This is a genomic window from Brevibacillus sp. NPDC058079, assembly GCF_042885155.1.
GTDB lineage: Bacteria > Bacillota > Bacilli > Brevibacillales > Brevibacillaceae > Brevibacillus.
This window is the reverse complement of record NZ_JBHVSO010000007.1, coordinates 89645-105044: the sequence shown is the minus strand read 5'-3', so window position 1 is coordinate 105044 and position 15400 is coordinate 89645. Positions and strand designations below refer to the sequence as shown.

Sequence of the window (15400 nt, the reverse complement as noted above, 5' to 3'; positions counted from 1 at the left end):
AAAGGATGATGAATCATAATGAAACGATATGTGATTAGAATAGGTAACGAGTATGTTAAATGGGCAAACATTCTTTCAGTTGAAGGAGTTGTTAGCATAAACAAGATAGAGTGTACACCTTATTTGATTCAAGCGCGTGTTTACAATGAAGTTGATAAAGAAGAAGATTTACTCGCATGGGAATCTTTCTTAAATATGAAACATGCCGATGGATTTACTGGGTTTGCTTATGAGGAAATAGAATTTGTAATGAAAGACCAGTTAAAGCCTGGTGACTGGTAAGAGGCTCTCGGATGAATTTTGGTGCTGGAGTCGCACTATGACCTGAAGAATCTGTGCGATTAACTGGGTTCTGTTATTGTAACATTATAAAAATAGTGGAAAGCAGTTTATCCATTTATTAAAATTCTTATTATTGTTTCTGTGTGGTGCAAAGTAGAATAAGACATAAAAAGACAACCCAAAACATCTATCGGGTTGTCTTTTTCTTTATTCAGCGATCCAAGTATTAATGTGCATTTGCAATTGTTCTGGAGGAATGGAACTTCCTATCCCTCTTGGACTTCCTCCTATCGTATCAGAGCCTCCCCACCCACCCTCTTTGCACCCTTCGATCTCATTTAATCGAGGGAACCAATCCGTGAGGTTGAAACCTAAACTGTATGGTGTCATTTTACCGATGACATATGTCCATTTGCCATCAGGTCGTTCTCGAACAGAGATGAACTTTTTAATACCATCTGATATCATACCTTTCCGTGCTTGTTCTCCGATTTCTTTCACCATAGACCAACCTTTTCCACCTCCGATGACTTCATATGAGGTGTTAAAGTAATCAACCTTATCGCCTTTTCCAACAAGATAATGAAGTATGTTGCGCTCTACGGATTTGATAATATCGAAGTAATCCTGGGGATTGTTTTTCTCCAGAATTCCGCCAATTCGAGCTTTCTTATAAGGCATGAAGATCCATTCTAATTCACGCAAAAAACTGGAGTCTTTCGAAAATGGATAGGTTCCAGCTGTAGTATCTAACATATCTTCAAAAAATAGCAACTTATTTAGTAGGGGGTCGGAGACTTTGCATGCCCATTCTGGATTGTGTAGCAAGAAATAAGAGAGACAGACATCTTCATCGCAATCATTCGCATAGATCGTGAACGACAATTCACCGTTTTCATCACGATAACAATCAAGTAATCCTTGCAAGATGGCTTTTCTTACTTGATCACAAGTTGCTCTGGTAGCGAGGCGGTTCACTCCTTTGTGATGGTCAAAATTGTGAATTATCTTTATTTCATCGAATACAGTAGGATGATCCACATAACCGTCAATCGCAATGGATCGAATAGGAGCTTTTCGCTTAAAGTCTTTCCACGACACGACCTTCCCAGGCTCTATAATTAATTGAATTCCGTTCATCATTGACCCCTCATTTCCAATTACTATATGTAAATATAATCAAAATATGGACAATAGTCAACGGTCGTGGTAAAATATTATTTACATAATTACGATTCGAATCTACTGATATTGATTAGTATCTAAATAAGGACTACAACTCGGCTTTTTCTTATTGTTCGCCGTCATTGAAAAAATTGTTTCGATGGGGTAAGTCATTCGGATGACAAGTGGAAAATACTATTCTGATGCATCGTAGTGAGTTTTCTCGATATTGAATCACTTAAAAAGGAGCGTGTTATATGAAGAAACTATATATGTTGAAGGCAATGGACTCACATGATACTGAGGTAAAGCTTACAATCGCTGAAAATGACTATGAGGCGAGGAAAGCCTGGAGTTTTCATTTTGAAGATGGCGGATATGCAACTGGCTCGACAACACTCATTGAAGAAGTAGATGGACATATTGTTCGAGTCGAAGAGAAAGATGCCATTTCCATGTACTTCGTAACAACATTTCAAAAACTGGAGAGAGAGGAAAACGGTTTTTGGGAATTAGGAAGCAAACGCACGGTTGGTTTTTATCCGACACTTGAAGCTGCTCAAGACACTGTTATCAATAATCGCTGCGATTTGCGTGAAAACATTTATGATTATGCTGTGATTGAAGAACTCGGAATTGGTCTGTATCCAACAACCGGAATTATTGAATTGTACAAAGTACAAAACCCGATGGTACTAAAAGAGGGAAAAGAGGTTTATGATCCCGATTTATTATTTGAAAAAATTGAATTACCAAAAGAGTTTCCAACAGGAATAGTTTTTGGATGACGATGTAGGAAAGGGATGGTAGGAAACGAGGTGTAATCATTTTCAATGAATGGTGAGTTTAGTACGATGGATTTCTGAGGAATGGATAGGAGATCAAGTTTTCGCTGGAACAAAAACAACCCTGATTTTCTTCGAAGTAAGAAAAACAACTTGATATTAAAAATGAATGGGTGATGAAATGATAACAATTAATTATTGTGTTGAAGGTACTCCATATTCCGATTTTGAAGCCGAGGCAGTCGTTGAACAATGGTTCCGCAATGGTGGTTCAAGTGTTTATCACGTTTCAACAGAAAATGTTATTTCGTTTGTTCGAGTAATGGTTGCTGAAAGTAAAGTGAGTCATACAGATGTACAGATACAATACAATGGAGAAAATCTCGAAATGAACGAGTACGCTGTCTTTAAAAAATGGGCAAAAGGATTCTGTGATTTCAATAACGAAAATGCCACAAGAATCATTAAGGCTCAAAATGCAAAGCGCAAATCTCGACGAAATAAATAGAAGCGAATATGAAATAAGCAATATTATGTCAGAATAGTTATCCCATAAATGGGATAGCTATTTTTTATTTAAAAATCAAACCTTTCAACCATGAAGATTGTTGTAGTTTTTCCTTATGCAAGACCGAAATTTTCCATTAAATGATTTACATAGTCAACTAATCGTGATATATTGACTATAGACAATTGTCTATAGTCAATAGCGTTTATCATGACAAAAGGAACGACAATATGTACAATGCTTAAAATATAAAGGGGATCTATATATATGGTGATCACAATGTCTCGCTACAAGCGGAGTGAATTGGAAAAAGCGGTACAAGAAAAGATGGATCAAGGTTGGGTCTGTATTGGTGGAGGTATTCATGAAGTGGGTAGAGAAACGAAAATTTGGGGTTTTGAGGATGGAAAGGTATCTAAGTATCGTGGAAGAGACGTTCACAAAAAATACATGGTAAAAATGGAAAGACTCGATGTGGTAAAGTCACCAGCATAACAAAAGAGGCTCCTACAAAGAGCCTCTTTTGTTAATACTTTTCATTGTGTCCAAATTCCCTGCCTGCAAGAATCAATCTTTCACAAAGTTCCTTTGCATTGAGTAGATCGGTAGGGAAGGCGAAGAGTATCGAGCAATTTTGCAATTGATTCCCCGCAAGATCAAAGTATAACAAGTTTGTTTTTCCGTTCTGTTCAAGTAAACCATAAGCATCATCAGTAAAATAAGATGTATGTAAGTGTTCGTATTGAATGTCATCACCGAATTTTTCATGAGAAGCCTGCATGCAAAGAGATAAAACTTCATCTACCTGGAGTCCCATACAACTTCCTCCTGTTTCCATATTTTCACCATTATACAACCAGTAAGAATGTTATGAAATAGTGAATAGATTTTTCTCGCGAACTAATTGTACAATATTGAATCCTGTCAAGAGCGAAATTTAGATGGAATACTCATTATAAGTTCTTGCTCTTTTCGATAGTTGTAAAGGAGAGTCTTTTTGTATGGAGGGATTCATTCTAATTAAGTGAATACAAATAGCCCTATTCTCGGATTCCACACCGTATAATAGGGCTTTCAATTTAAATATAGTCGATATTGGGTCATTGGAATCCTCCTTACGATAGCAATTGTGTTGCTGCGTATGCAAAGATTACACCAAGAGCCATAGAAAGTACATCGCCTGGAATTTCTTTAACCCATGAATTGAACATTTGTATTCACCTCGCTACTTTTTGGATTTATTCATGTATGTAACCTTTTAGATAATACCAGTGATATTTGCTATGTTTGTAATGATTACACCAACCCCAATTGCGAACATATCACCAATAAAACCCTCTTTCATTTTCACGAACACTTGTTTCATTTTAATATCCTCCTTATATTCTATATGTAGGCTATGTATTGTACGTTTTTGAATGTCCAACCACAAAATATTGATCTTGTTAATTTGAAAATACCATAGCAAAAAACGTATGTCAATAATTTTTTACCACAATATGTAGATTTAGGGATGTCTTTTAAAAAATAACGTAAATTTCTTATTATTAGACACTATTCGACTGATAAAAAGGTGACATTTATAAACATTGTTTCATAATGAGAATAGTAAAGCACACAAGATATAGTGATGAAAGTAAATTAACATTTTATGAGGAGGAATATATGAATCACAATATGGAATTTCAAGAAGGTATTAGTGATATTCGAGAAATGGTTGAAAGACAAAAACATATTGACTTTTGGAGTTATGAGGCTCGAAAACTTTGCGAGGAGGTGGAAAATACTTCAGATAATTTTCAAAAGAGGGAATTATATTTGAGACAATTAGGTCACGTTAATCAGACCTTGCACGAGTTAAAGAAAACAACACCTGAATATCAATCTCTTGTTGCACAGCTTAGACATGTTATATCTGCATTTATGGAAGTGCAAAATATGACCCTTGCCGAAGTTGCAAAGCGTGCGCATGTAGAAGAAGATGTAGTCAAAAATTGCCTCAGAAATGGATTTAAAAATGATGGAGTAAAAGGAATACGATTTGGGTTATGGGCAATCAAGGAATTTCAATTGGACGCAAATAGATATCTTAGATTCTTTCTGTAACAAGCATGGAAATAGATTGATTTCTCTATGATGAAAAGAAAATGCAGGAGGTGAGATGTTTGTTCGAACAAATTGCAATGCGTTCTATTGATCTTGCATTATTTCTGGATATTTACGATGAACTCAAGGAGTCTGAGGGTGATAACGCCTCTGAGATATTATTATCCAGTTCATTTCTACAAGTGATGAAAAAAGATCCTGAATATGCTCAATGTCAAGGATTGGATTATTGGGTTGCTCAGATAACACAGGAATGGAAAGATAACCATTAGTACCTGTAGGGTATAAACAATCATTCGTCCAGGAATGTAAAGAAGATGTATTGTCTCATTCAGTTACAATGGATTGGCGTGCGCATGCCACGATCTGTGGCGAAGGGTTTTCCTTCCATAAAGGATAAAGGTGATGCTGAAAATGTCGCTAATGACTATTCAGAAAAAAATGGGAGGGATTCAAGTGACGAAAGAAAGATACGAGAAGCATATTGAACGAATAAAAGAGATGGCGAAGAAAGATGGTTTTACAGATGAAGATCTTGCAACCATGTTTCTTGATGGATTCTTTGGACGTGGTAAAAAGACAAGTTCTTGTCGGATTATGCAATTAGTAACGCTTGCCTATTACAGAGGCTGGATGAGAGGAATTAAAACAGTTTGGGAAGGTCAGCAACCCATTGTATTGAAGGGCATAGGAAATGGGAGTCATTCGTTGGATGATTAAGGATATCATAGAAAGTCATTTCTTAAAAAGATTGGTTTATCAACCGAGGATATACCACGAAAAATCGTTGATGTCATCACAACACTCACGAAGTTGAAATCGCAAGAAGAACGGATGAAGCTGTTGAAAAACTTACCTGATGAAATACTCAGATCCGTGTTTAAAATAGTGGATATACATGTCTCTTTACAGGGCAATCTTTAATTGGGGTAACGAAATCTACGGTTATTGGAGTTGTTCAAATTGAAGAAGTCAATAGTTTTTTTCGTTTGATAGAAAACAAGCTGCGGCTGGCTGGTAAGCTGACCTATGCAAATGTTTCAGATGCAATAGACGCAGGAATAGGTGACGGGTTAGTAGGTATGGATGTTATCTTGTGGATAGCAGCACTCTTTAATCCTCTTTTCTTGATTGACGCTATTCCAAATTCAATCTTCTTATACGAATGGAATAAAGGTACTAAAGAACGGAGAATAGAGCGTGAGAGGGAGCTGCAAAAGCTTAAATGTAATGTAATGTAAAGGGTGAAGTGTAGTCTCGAACAGATGCTACGCTTTTTTCTTTTTGTCAGTTTGTATGGAAACGATTATTATGTGCTAAAATGGCATTTAGATAACCTGGATTGGAAATGATGTAATGGAAAGAAAGAAACGACAGTCTCAATACATGCATAAACAAGAAGAATGGAAAAAATTATACGAATCTGGCTTGTCTTTTACGCAAATTGGAAAGCAGGAGGGACTGCATTATACAACGATTCAAACAGTGTTAAAAGAAGTCGTGACACCAAGACCTAAAGAAACCTACGCTCATATGATGGAGAAATGGGTAGAATTGTATACAAGTAATGAATGGTCAGCAAATGAAATTGCACAAGCTGATGGCGTTGATACCGCTACAGTAACGAAATATCTGAAAAAGGCTGGTGTTAATCTTAGGAGAAAAGTAAAGAAAACTTCTCTATTTGAAACAGTTGTATCCGAATGGATCAAGCTGTATGAAGAGCCATACGGCTTGTCTTTACAAGAAATTGCAGATCAATATCATACCTACCCACAAACGGTACATAAACATATCAAAGATAAGGTACAGATGCGTGAGTACGCGGAAACATCTCGGTTGTATTCAATTAAACATGCAGATTATTTTAATAACATCGATACTCATCAAAAAGCATATTGGCTTGGTATTTGGTTTGGAACTGGTTTTATTTCAAGACAAATTGGAGGATATGAATGCACGCTTGTCGTTTCTCTAAAAGACAAGAATACGTTAGAGAGATTTCGAAAAACGATTGGTTATGAAAAACCAGTCAATCTGGTAAAGGGAAAAGGTTTTGACCAGACTCATAGTGGTCAAGTCGCGAAACTTAGAATCAATAATCGGGAGATCTATAAGGCTCTTCTTGCTCAAGGGCTGATAAATAACAAAGGAGATGAACTACGGTTTCCTATAGGTTTAGAGGAAGAATTCTATAATAGTTTTGTTTTAGGCTATTATGAGGGAAAGGGAAGTTGTTATAACACTCGTAGCAAAGATAAGAAAGGTAGAGTCTACACGCAAACAACATTGACCTTTTTTGGCACGGAGATGTTTTTGGATGAGTTGTTGAAAATCATGGCAAGTCATACGAACGTTTCTATGTACAAGGGATCATCTACAAATTTACGTGATGGAAAGGAATATGTTATTCCTCATATTCAAATTTCAGCAAGAGAGGGAATCGTAAAGATCGCAAATTGGTTGTACCAATACGCGGAAGATTTCTCAAAAATACGAGACATTAAAACTATATTGAAAGAACGCGGGTAGGTCGGGGAGAAATCTTCGGCTTTTTGTTATGTAATAATTCTTGATTTCACGATCCATATAGATTGATCGCTAAACAGGAGGGAATGGTGCATATGTTTCAAGTAGAATTGTTTGCGAATTTTGCTCTTCGAGAGTTGTTGCCGTGTGAAATTAGAAGGGTTCTTCCAAATAACATAAAGGGGAGCAGGAATAACACGGTCATAGCAACTTTTGAATCGTTCGATGAACGTGATGTGTTTGTAAGTATGATTAGGCAATCTGCTTTTCAATACCGCCTACTTCCGTAAAGATGAATGGAGCCATTAACGGCTCCATTTTTCTTCATTCTTTTTTGAAAGTAAATTTTTATGGCACTTCGTATAGGAAGAGCACATACTACATCCAGTAGGCAACGTTGATTTGTGAGATTTAACACTTAATTCGTTAATTAAGCGTAGAAGCAGTTTCGAATCATCGTCATCTGAAAGGAACTCCATGCCATATTGAAAATATCCGTTTTCTAATGTTTGTGTTCGTTTCAACATTCCATGGATAATGATTGGTTTGTCACAAATGATCGTAGATACTTCTAATATAACATCATCTCTTGGCGGAATATAAAGGTGGCTTTCAAAGCGAAGACCTCCCGCTCCAATATCTCTGACACAAACATATGCTTTTTTTGAGTCAACAAGTTGTTCTCCGATATTTATGATGCGAATCTCCGCACATAGGTTAGATCCGAATTGATGACGAAAAAACCTTCGACGATTATCCTCTGTAATACTCATCTTTGTTCCGCTCCTTTCAAAGAAAAATCCTTGCGTGTTGATTGAGAAATTATATAAATAGCTGATTCGAAATATTCAAATTGAGTTTCTTTATGACGCTGTACCTTTTTAGAGAATTCACCTGTCTTCCAATATATAAAACAATTAATTCGTTGACAATAGTCAATAATAAGTAATACAATGCCTGCGTAGAATGGTAAGAAAAATATTAGGAGGTGTTTATATGGAAATTACAGGCGTATCGAACGCTAATATTCAATCCATACAAATGAAGCAATTAAAACAGCCACAGAAAACAGAAAAGACTAAAGAGCAAGGACAGCAAATCCATACGAATGGGCACCAGAATTCGCAAGAAGTGGCAAAAAAACAAGAAGGAAAGGTTTCAAAAATAGAGATGCAGGCTGATGCACAAAAAGCAGAAACGCAATCTCACAATGTTACCAAACAAAAAGATACTACTGCACAATTGTTGAAACGAATGGAAGCGCAAGCCGCGATGCATCCTGCGTTTCATCAAGTGCAAGAACAGAAGAATGCTCTATCAAAAGTAGAAGCAACGAAAGAGACAACGAGAGTTGCTGCTACAACGAATGCCAATACAGAACGAAAATAGATTTGGAATTGAGACATTTCTTGTTGAGGGAGTGTCTTTTTTCTGACCGGAGGGAAGTTCTTTATGATCAATAAAATTTGGAGGATTTGTGCACCTTGTATTTCTATAATCTCACTGGTTCTTCTGCTGTCTGCATGTGATCTTGATGAGATGAAAAAACAGGCAACTCCGCCTGTCATATTTAAAGGATCAAAAGTAGGATGGTTTACCTCACCACAAGATGTTGAAATTCAATATTTCACTTCGAATGATAGGGAGAAAGAAATGGGTGGTGCCGAAACATTAATTGTTTTCAAATATATTAATGGGCGCTTTCCTTACTACTCTGTTTTTCCTGTTAAACAAACGCAAGAAGGTTATAGCATCATTGGTACAGATTATGAAAGTTTTTCAGTCCCTGATCCAAGAGCTTTTGGTTTTTCAGCAGTTCAAAAACTTGATAAAAAGAATGGGACTTTTAAGATGACATTTGAGAATACACATCAGTACGAAAAATTTTTAGAAGGGGTAGAAGGCTGGTACAGAGTCCTTGACTATTACAAGAGTCTTGAAAATGCAAGTAGAACCGTAGAGGGTTCAGAGGCATCTAATTAGGATGCCTCTTTTTTAATGCAAAACTTTATTAATTTAACACAAGAAATCTAAAACTTATACGTGTTGACTATAGACAATATTATGTGTACAATCGAACTTGCAAGGGATAATGTAGTCAACGGCTGTTATTAAGTTGACTATAGTACATAGGTAATCTCCTATGTAATTTGCACAGTAGCTTAAAAAGCTTACTTGTTTCATTATTGCGAAACGGTTGTGTAAGTACAATATGTGTTGCCCAAGAAGGGTTAACACATCAAATCAGAGGAGGAAATAATATTGGGTATTGAAGTTGGCGGATCTAATCAAGGGCAAGGTAGAACACTTTCTTTGGGAGGTGCTATTCCTACGCCTGCACCAACTCCTAACGTACAACCATCAGCCGCTCAAGCGGCGGCACCTAAACTGGAGCTGTTTAAATCAGATAAACTCTTCCTGGTGAAAGAACAAGGTAGAGTTGAGGAAGTACGGTTTGGTGGTGGTTGGGATCCAGCAGAGATGGGTCTACCATGGGATCTCGACTTGTGTGCCATTATTTTAGATGCATCTGGAAGTGCGCGAATGGGTAAGTTTGTGTGTTTTGATAAGCGTTACCATGTTTCAGAAGAGGACGCGTTGCGTTATAGCGGAGATAACCAAGATGGAAAAGGCGATGACATCGATGAATATGTGGATATGACCTTTGGTCTGTTGAAACCTGACGATGTGAAGATTAAATTGTACGTCCATATTCATAACGCTGCAAATAAAGGACAGCACTTCGGGTTGGTTAAGAATGCGTTCTGCCGAATTGAAGAAAGCAATACAAAAGCAATTCTCGCTCAATTCAACTTAACAGATAACTACTCTGGATTCACAGCTATCGAACTTGGAGATTTTGATCGCAGTGGAGATGTTTGGTCATTTACGGCAATCGGACGTGGGATGAACGAAGAATGTGAGACAACAATCGGGCGTTATTTATAGATCCGAATTGTACATGCGTCCAACAATGTAAACGAATACTAAAAAAGGAGGAATTTAAATGTTCGGAAATCGCAATCAATCAAACAATGGCAATTTTGGTGGAGGATTTGGCGGTTCGCAAAATAGTGGATTCGGAGGCGGCTTGGGAGCTGCTCAGAGCGGGGGTTTTGGGAGTCCACAAAATGGTTTGGGGCAAGCAGGTGGACTTAACTTGGTGAAACAAGCAACGACAGGGGAAGTCTTGACATTAACAAAAGATAATCCGAATTTGGATGAAATCTTAATTGGTCTAAAGTGGGATATCAGCGCTATGCCAGGTGTGAATTTTGATATTGACCATGCTATTTTGCTTCTGGATCAATATGATAACTCGGGAATGGGTTTCTTCACTTGCTTCGATAATCGTTTCAAACGTACAGCTGATGGCTCCGTTAATCAAGGTGCAGATAATCTGGTTGGCGGAACGGGAGGACAAAAATACTCGGAACAATCGACAATTAAACTCTCGAAAGTCGATCCGAGAGCGGTTCGGATTTTGATTGTAACACACATTTTTGATGCGCGTCGCAATAGACAAACGTTTTCGCAAGTATCAAATGCAAGTATTACGATTGAAGATGTGGCAAATCGTCGCGAATTGATTAATTACAATTTAACCGCTAACTACGGACAAAACATTTCGATTGAAGTAGCGGAGTTGGTTCGAAATGGTCAGCATTGGGATTTCAAAGCGGTAGGTCGTGGACTCGACGAGGAGTACGATGAAATTTTCCGCAGATATCGATTGCCTATTTAATAGAGTCAGCTACTGTGTTGGTATGTATTTCAGAAGAATGTAAGCTGATTGATATTAAAGCCAGAAGATTCGGGATTGAAAAAGAGCGTGGCAACGAGAACCATGCTCTTCCCATTGCAATTGGTGTTGTTTGGCGAGATATTCCCATCTGCAAAAGAGGTTGAAAAACCCATCACATAGATAATGATTTGCTGACCATTATTGATACGGATCAACCCGTATATGATATAGAGTTCTTTCAGAAAAGGGTGCGAGATTGAATGCATAGATTCTTCCGGTTTAGTCTTTTGATACTTGCTCTTATGACACTATCTGCATGCTCGTTAATGAATGTTCCAGAAGAAAGTAAGCCAAGTCGATTTGAGTCAAGTTATTTTGGAAAGCATGACATGGGGCAACAGAAATCCCAATATCATTACGCTCTTCGCGATAGGCAAAGTGGAGTAGAATTCCTTGTCATAACACCTGACATTAAATTCTCCAGTGCAAGTGTCGGAACGACTCAACTTTTGGATACAGATGGTAATCCCCTTATACGAAAAGAAGTTCTTAATGAAATAGAAGGAGATCGATTTGTTTCCAATTATATAAACACGCATCAGACAATGCAGGATTACTACAAAACTCACTATATTCTTACAGACAGATATACCGGAGTTCAATACATGGTGATTACAGTGGGAGTTTACAGTGACTCTGGCATTAGTATCACCCCTATTCTCGATCAGAACAAAAAACCAATTCTTGAAAAAAGCTGTGAATGCACAGTGAGTGAAAGTAAAGGAGGTAATAAATAAAATGGGGTTTGTTTTTCAACAGCACAATGAGCTTACACTAAAAGCAGAAGGAAATGGTATTTTCTTTGCAAAAAAGGGATCTATGATTGCAGATCAAGGGAGATTCAAGTATTCCAAACGATTGCTCGGTACGAATCAAGGAAACATTGCTGGACAAGTCATTAATCATTTGGCGCGAAAAATAACGGGAGAAAATCTTGAGATCATGGAGGTTTCGGGACAAGGAACGGCATATATGGCAGATCAGGGGGCGCATGCGAATGTCATTACTCTTGAACCAAATGGTCCTTGGCAAAGTGTATCCGTTGAAAGTGAGAATCTGTTGGCATTTACAGATACTTGTCATTACGGTGTATCTGTTGTGGGGACAGGAGTTCTCTCTCAACGTGGCTTGTTTACATCGAAATTGACTTATAACGGTCATAATGCACAGGTATGCGTCAAAACAGAAGGGAATGCAATTGTCCTTGAAGCTCCATGTCGTGTTGACCCTGATGCAGTAGTTGCTTGGACAGGTAAAAATCCAACTGTGAAGCTTGATGTGAGCTGGAAGACTTTAATTGGTCAAACTTCTGGTGAATCTTATATCTATGAATTTAACGAACCTGGTCAGGTCGTTATCGTACAACCATATGAGCGTGAAAGTGGCGTGAAGCTTGGAATCGATGATAGGCGTTACCAACCAGAAATGCAATCCAGTTCGTTTGGAAACACATTTGGTGGGCAAGGTGGATTGCCAGGTGGTATGGGGCAGAGTGGTCAAGCGAATCAGCAAGGTGGACTTAGTGGAATCCTTGGTTCCATTCTTGGAAACAAGTAATTACGAAAGGAGGAGGGGGTCATTACCCCTTCTTTTTTCAACTTAATTATAATTCGAATGGTGGTGAATAAATGAGAAAGGATTTTCGTGACCATCTATCACAAGATACAAGAAAAGAAGATGATCAGCCGATGTATCAATATTTCGCTAAGGATCCTTTACATGAACAAGCGTCCCAAGCGAACGTTGCTCAAGAAATTTCGGAGACGGTTATACAAGCATTAAATGCTACAAAGTTAGAGAAGTCTGGATACTGGATAATGCTTGGAATATTAAGTGTGTTGCTGATTCCATTCATTATTAATGTGAATGTTGTAGGAACCGTGAGTTGTCTGATATTGATTGGGCTAACGATCCTTGTAATTAGAAAAGTGACATTTTCGTATGATGTTACTACGAATTTTTATTTGGCAAATGCAACATTAACATTAAAAGCGCTGTTTCGATATTTTTCATTGACGACAAAGCTATTACCATACTCCGACAAGATTTTGAATGTAAGTGTAAGTATGATGATGGTTGAGCATTTTCTATTGAGATGGTTTTTGTTTGCTCCAGTTTCAAGCTTGATCTATACCATCGGTTTTTATGGAATGTGGACGGGAATTTTGTTGTGCTTTGCGAAAAGAGAGACAATAAAAGCTTATCGAGGATTAGTCTTGGCTTACGTTTATCATCTCATTGTTATTTTGTTAAATGGGTTCTATAACAATGATCTATATATATTCACTGTTATTTCAGCCCTCATTCTATGGACAATTGCTTGTTGGATGAAAAGATGCGTGATTGAAGATGTTAAAACACCGAATAAATAGACAAACATTGATTAGACATTATATACATTGACTATAGACAATAAAAAGGTTACTATTGTTTATAGGGATGTTGCTACTAACTCAGAGGAGGATTTACGTTGAATAAAAACAAAGTCAAACAAATTATTGTGAATCATATAAAGAAAGCAAGCTGGTTTACCTATCCACAATTACTCAGGGTATTGGAAGCAGAGGGGGTAAAAGTTCACGGGACTTACAATTTGGAAATGAAAGAAAAGAATGTCGCTCTGTGGGGTGGTTTGTCCGAGGTCGTGGTTTTATCTATTTCAGAATTGATGAATGAAGGGCGAGTAGTAGGTATGGCTGCTCCTATCGAACTTTATCAAATAGAAGGATTTGATCAGACTCAACCAATCATTCTTAGTGTTCCAGAAGGAAGAATGGAGACTTCCGCTGTTTTCCTTACGTACCTTCGTTACATTCCAGAGTTGAACAATAATGTAGTTCCTCTGGCTCAGTAATCGATTCCGATTCCGAATTAGAGAGTGGGAGGGGGAACCCTCTCTTTTTACATATTGAAGGAGTGAGTGAGGTGCTTAAAGTAAATGGGGTTCATCCTATGGTCGCACAACTGCCGAAAAATAGACCTATCATGAACCAAAAGAAAGAGGTAGCTAATAGTCAATTGTCATTTCAAGATGTACTGGCTCAAACTATCGTGAAAACAAACAAGCGGAACTTGTAATCCCTATAAATTAGATGCAAAATGTAGAGTAAGTTCAAAATAGAAAGAGGCGAGGAATAATTGATTCCTGCTTTTGTTTCTGTAATTCAATTACATCCTAATTTAATGTTACTAAATAAGCTTCGAAGAATTGCTTGCGATATTGTTCATGATGGTTTTCAGCAAGATTATCAAGCTACTGTTTCTCCGCTTTTAAACAAATATCGAAGTATCCAAATGGAAGAATCCGATATGCAAACAGAGACTTATGAAGCGATCCGTGCCATCTATCAACTATCTATCACATATCAATTTGACTACGCACCTGGTAACACGAGGAGGAACATCGATAACCGTAGTAAATTATGGGAGTTGGAAAAAGCAGCAAGAGGTGTAATGCTTGAGCATCAAATTGAATTTTAAACAATAAAAAGGAAGCTACCATATATTTGGGCTTCCTTTTTTGATTCTTGCTATTTTTCGAGATGTTTAATGTTTATAATATGTTTGAAACAAGTTGATCCATCTTTCAATGTATAAGGTACATTTTCCTTATCCAAGAATTTAAGCACTTTTTTTAAGATAATATCGTCGCTTGTAGCATAGCTACCTGAAATAAACAGTTGTAACAATTCACTCCGCAAATTGAAACAATTGTGTTCAGTTAGTTTGCCGTTATGAAAGAATATGGTATCACCGTGTACGTGGTCTTCACGAATGGATAGGTATTTTTGTTGGAGCTGTTGAAACGGTGTTTGCAATTGAGGAAAGCTGGATAATGCTTTTCTCTCAGTGTCATTAATGTACTTTGCGTAACGACTGGCCATTTCAAAGAGAAAAGCATCTTCCGTCGTCCTCACAGAGAGTTCCTCATTCATAGCTGCTTCAAATTTTTCGTGAATTGATAGAACTGTACCTGTTTCAGAAAAAGTCCCACCTTTCCTTGACTCTTTGATTTCATCAAATCCTTTAAGAAGCTCAGTATCACTTAATTGATTCACCATTTTTCTAATGATCGACATCTTACCCCTCCAATAATTAGCTATTTACCATCCCAAATTTTAAAAATAGACCTTTCTTTTGGAGTTTCAATCCAGGCTTTTCGTTGAACAATGGAATAGTCTTTACTAAAAGATTCCGATACACTATCATGAATGTGTCAAA

23 protein-coding genes are annotated in these 15400 nt (G+C 37.4%); 19 read left to right on the top strand and 4 right to left on the bottom strand.

Going from position 1 to position 15400, the window contains the following annotated elements; genetic code table 11:
* Positions 1-18 precede the first annotated feature (18 nt).
* Positions 19-282 (top strand): hypothetical protein, encoded by a 264-nt coding sequence (locus ACFVS2_RS20785; protein ID WP_390237172.1) that lies wholly within the window; start codon positions 19-21, stop codon positions 280-282.
* A gap of 207 nt (positions 283-489) precedes the next feature.
* Here ACFVS2_RS20785 and ACFVS2_RS20780 read toward each other — a convergent pair whose 3' ends face one another.
* Complete coding sequence (locus tag ACFVS2_RS20780) at positions 490-1422, bottom strand: hypothetical protein (RefSeq protein ID WP_390237170.1); 933 nt, start codon at positions 1420-1422, stop codon at positions 490-492.
* Positions 1423-1703: 281 nt separating this feature from the next.
* Here ACFVS2_RS20780 and ACFVS2_RS20775 point away from each other — a divergent pair, with 281 nt between their 5' ends.
* The 3 genes from ACFVS2_RS20775 (at position 1704) to ACFVS2_RS20765 (ending at position 3234) form a co-directional block, all read left to right on the top strand.
* Positions 1704-2234 carry a hypothetical protein gene (locus tag ACFVS2_RS20775; RefSeq protein ID WP_390237168.1) on the top strand — a complete coding sequence of 177 codons (531 nt, stop codon included), beginning with the start codon at positions 1704-1706 and terminating at the stop codon, positions 2232-2234.
* A 178-nt stretch (positions 2235-2412) separates the two neighbouring features.
* Complete coding sequence (locus ACFVS2_RS20770; RefSeq protein ID WP_390237166.1) at positions 2413-2739, top strand: hypothetical protein; 327 nt, start codon at positions 2413-2415, stop codon at positions 2737-2739.
* 267 nt (positions 2740-3006) lie between these two features.
* Entirely contained in the window at positions 3007-3234 is a 228-nt protein-coding gene (locus ACFVS2_RS20765; protein WP_390237164.1) for a hypothetical protein, read from the top strand.
* Positions 3235-3265: 31 nt separating this feature from the next.
* On the opposite strand, the gene ACFVS2_RS20760 is transcribed toward ACFVS2_RS20765, so the two are convergent.
* Positions 3266-3556, bottom strand: coding sequence for a hypothetical protein (locus ACFVS2_RS20760; protein ID WP_390237163.1), 291 nt, complete (start codon positions 3554-3556; stop codon positions 3266-3268).
* 848 nt (positions 3557-4404) lie between these two features.
* Between ACFVS2_RS20760 and ACFVS2_RS20755 the strand changes: the two genes are divergently transcribed.
* The 5 genes from ACFVS2_RS20755 (at position 4405) to ACFVS2_RS20735 (ending at position 7377) form a co-directional block, all read left to right on the top strand.
* Positions 4405-4845 carry a hypothetical protein gene (locus ACFVS2_RS20755; protein WP_390237161.1) on the top strand — a complete coding sequence of 147 codons (441 nt, stop codon included), beginning with the start codon at positions 4405-4407 and terminating at the stop codon, positions 4843-4845.
* Between the two features lie 59 nt (positions 4846-4904).
* Positions 4905-5117 carry a hypothetical protein gene (locus tag ACFVS2_RS20750; protein WP_390237160.1) on the top strand — a complete coding sequence of 71 codons (213 nt, stop codon included), beginning with the start codon at positions 4905-4907 and terminating at the stop codon, positions 5115-5117.
* Between the two features lie 184 nt (positions 5118-5301).
* Complete coding sequence (locus ACFVS2_RS20745) at positions 5302-5565, top strand: hypothetical protein (protein ID WP_390237158.1); 264 nt, start codon at positions 5302-5304, stop codon at positions 5563-5565.
* 269 nt (positions 5566-5834) lie between these two features.
* A complete protein-coding gene (locus ACFVS2_RS20740; RefSeq protein WP_390237156.1) occupies positions 5835-6086 on the top strand; it encodes a hypothetical protein in 252 nt (83 codons plus the stop codon).
* A 115-nt stretch (positions 6087-6201) separates the two neighbouring features.
* Positions 6202-7377 carry a hypothetical protein gene (locus ACFVS2_RS20735; protein WP_390237154.1) on the top strand — a complete coding sequence of 392 codons (1176 nt, stop codon included), beginning with the start codon at positions 6202-6204 and terminating at the stop codon, positions 7375-7377.
* 302 nt (positions 7378-7679) lie between these two features.
* Here the strand turns inward: ACFVS2_RS20735 and ACFVS2_RS20730 are convergent, their stop codons facing one another.
* Positions 7680-8147, bottom strand: coding sequence for a PilZ domain-containing protein (locus tag ACFVS2_RS20730; RefSeq protein WP_390237152.1), 468 nt, complete (start codon positions 8145-8147; stop codon positions 7680-7682).
* A 223-nt stretch (positions 8148-8370) separates the two neighbouring features.
* Between ACFVS2_RS20730 and ACFVS2_RS20725 the strand changes: the two genes are divergently transcribed.
* The 10 genes from ACFVS2_RS20725 (at position 8371) to ACFVS2_RS20680 (ending at position 14659) form a co-directional block, all read left to right on the top strand.
* Complete coding sequence (locus tag ACFVS2_RS20725) at positions 8371-8763, top strand: hypothetical protein (protein ID WP_390237150.1); 393 nt, start codon at positions 8371-8373, stop codon at positions 8761-8763.
* Between the two features lie 63 nt (positions 8764-8826).
* Positions 8827-9357 (top strand): hypothetical protein, encoded by a 531-nt coding sequence (locus tag ACFVS2_RS20720; RefSeq protein ID WP_390237148.1) that lies wholly within the window; start codon positions 8827-8829, stop codon positions 9355-9357.
* Positions 9358-9636: 279 nt separating this feature from the next.
* Positions 9637-10323 carry a TerD family protein gene (locus ACFVS2_RS20715; RefSeq protein WP_390237147.1) on the top strand — a complete coding sequence of 229 codons (687 nt, stop codon included), beginning with the start codon at positions 9637-9639 and terminating at the stop codon, positions 10321-10323.
* A gap of 58 nt (positions 10324-10381) precedes the next feature.
* A complete protein-coding gene (locus tag ACFVS2_RS20710; RefSeq protein WP_390237145.1) occupies positions 10382-11119 on the top strand; it encodes a TerD family protein in 738 nt (245 codons plus the stop codon).
* Between the two features lie 260 nt (positions 11120-11379).
* On the top strand, positions 11380-11916 hold the full coding sequence (locus ACFVS2_RS20705; protein ID WP_390237144.1) for a DUF6440 family protein: 537 nt from the start codon (positions 11380-11382) through the stop codon (positions 11914-11916).
* Position 11917: 1 nt separating this feature from the next.
* Complete coding sequence (locus tag ACFVS2_RS20700; protein ID WP_390237142.1) at positions 11918-12736, top strand: AIM24 family protein; 819 nt, start codon at positions 11918-11920, stop codon at positions 12734-12736.
* A 71-nt stretch (positions 12737-12807) separates the two neighbouring features.
* Positions 12808-13551, top strand: coding sequence for a hypothetical protein (locus ACFVS2_RS20695; protein WP_390237141.1), 744 nt, complete (start codon positions 12808-12810; stop codon positions 13549-13551).
* A gap of 98 nt (positions 13552-13649) precedes the next feature.
* Positions 13650-14033, top strand: coding sequence for a hypothetical protein (locus ACFVS2_RS20690; protein ID WP_390237140.1), 384 nt, complete (start codon positions 13650-13652; stop codon positions 14031-14033).
* A gap of 71 nt (positions 14034-14104) precedes the next feature.
* On the top strand, positions 14105-14257 hold the full coding sequence (locus ACFVS2_RS20685; protein WP_390237138.1) for a hypothetical protein: 153 nt from the start codon (positions 14105-14107) through the stop codon (positions 14255-14257).
* A 60-nt stretch (positions 14258-14317) separates the two neighbouring features.
* A complete protein-coding gene (locus tag ACFVS2_RS20680; protein WP_390237136.1) occupies positions 14318-14659 on the top strand; it encodes a hypothetical protein in 342 nt (113 codons plus the stop codon).
* 50 nt (positions 14660-14709) lie between these two features.
* Here the strand turns inward: ACFVS2_RS20680 and ACFVS2_RS20675 are convergent, their stop codons facing one another.
* Entirely contained in the window at positions 14710-15258 is a 549-nt protein-coding gene (locus tag ACFVS2_RS20675; protein WP_390237135.1) for a hypothetical protein, read from the bottom strand.
* Between the last annotated feature and the right edge of the window lie 142 nt (positions 15259-15400).

Excerpts from the sequence above, each read along its gene's own strand:
- ACFVS2_RS20765 (WP_390237164.1), top strand. The coding sequence starts at position 3,007 with ATGGTGATCACAATGTCTCGCTACAAGCGGAGTGAATTGGAAAAAGCG.
- ACFVS2_RS20785 (WP_390237172.1), top strand. The coding sequence starts at position 19 with ATGAAACGATATGTGATTAGAATAGGTAACGAGTATGTTAAATGGGCA.
- ACFVS2_RS20760 (WP_390237163.1), bottom strand. The coding sequence starts at position 3,556 with ATGGGACTCCAGGTAGATGAAGTTTTATCTCTTTGCATGCAGGCTTCT.
- ACFVS2_RS20720 (WP_390237148.1), top strand. The coding sequence starts at position 8,827 with ATGATCAATAAAATTTGGAGGATTTGTGCACCTTGTATTTCTATAATC.
- ACFVS2_RS20735 (WP_390237154.1), top strand. The coding sequence starts at position 6,202 with ATGGAAAGAAAGAAACGACAGTCTCAATACATGCATAAACAAGAAGAA.
- ACFVS2_RS20705 (WP_390237144.1), top strand. The coding sequence starts at position 11,380 with ATGCATAGATTCTTCCGGTTTAGTCTTTTGATACTTGCTCTTATGACA.
- ACFVS2_RS20780 (WP_390237170.1), bottom strand. The coding sequence starts at position 1,422 with ATGAACGGAATTCAATTAATTATAGAGCCTGGGAAGGTCGTGTCGTGG.
- ACFVS2_RS20730 (WP_390237152.1), bottom strand. The coding sequence starts at position 8,147 with ATGAGTATTACAGAGGATAATCGTCGAAGGTTTTTTCGTCATCAATTC.
- ACFVS2_RS20775 (WP_390237168.1), top strand. The coding sequence starts at position 1,704 with ATGAAGAAACTATATATGTTGAAGGCAATGGACTCACATGATACTGAG.
- ACFVS2_RS20700 (WP_390237142.1), top strand. The coding sequence starts at position 11,918 with ATGGGGTTTGTTTTTCAACAGCACAATGAGCTTACACTAAAAGCAGAA.
- ACFVS2_RS20675 (WP_390237135.1), bottom strand. The coding sequence starts at position 15,258 with ATGTCGATCATTAGAAAAATGGTGAATCAATTAAGTGATACTGAGCTT.
- ACFVS2_RS20755 (WP_390237161.1), top strand. The coding sequence starts at position 4,405 with ATGAATCACAATATGGAATTTCAAGAAGGTATTAGTGATATTCGAGAA.
- ACFVS2_RS20710 (WP_390237145.1), top strand. The coding sequence starts at position 10,382 with ATGTTCGGAAATCGCAATCAATCAAACAATGGCAATTTTGGTGGAGGA.
- ACFVS2_RS20725 (WP_390237150.1), top strand. The coding sequence starts at position 8,371 with ATGGAAATTACAGGCGTATCGAACGCTAATATTCAATCCATACAAATG.
- ACFVS2_RS20695 (WP_390237141.1), top strand. The coding sequence starts at position 12,808 with ATGAGAAAGGATTTTCGTGACCATCTATCACAAGATACAAGAAAAGAA.
- ACFVS2_RS20770 (WP_390237166.1), top strand. The coding sequence starts at position 2,413 with ATGATAACAATTAATTATTGTGTTGAAGGTACTCCATATTCCGATTTT.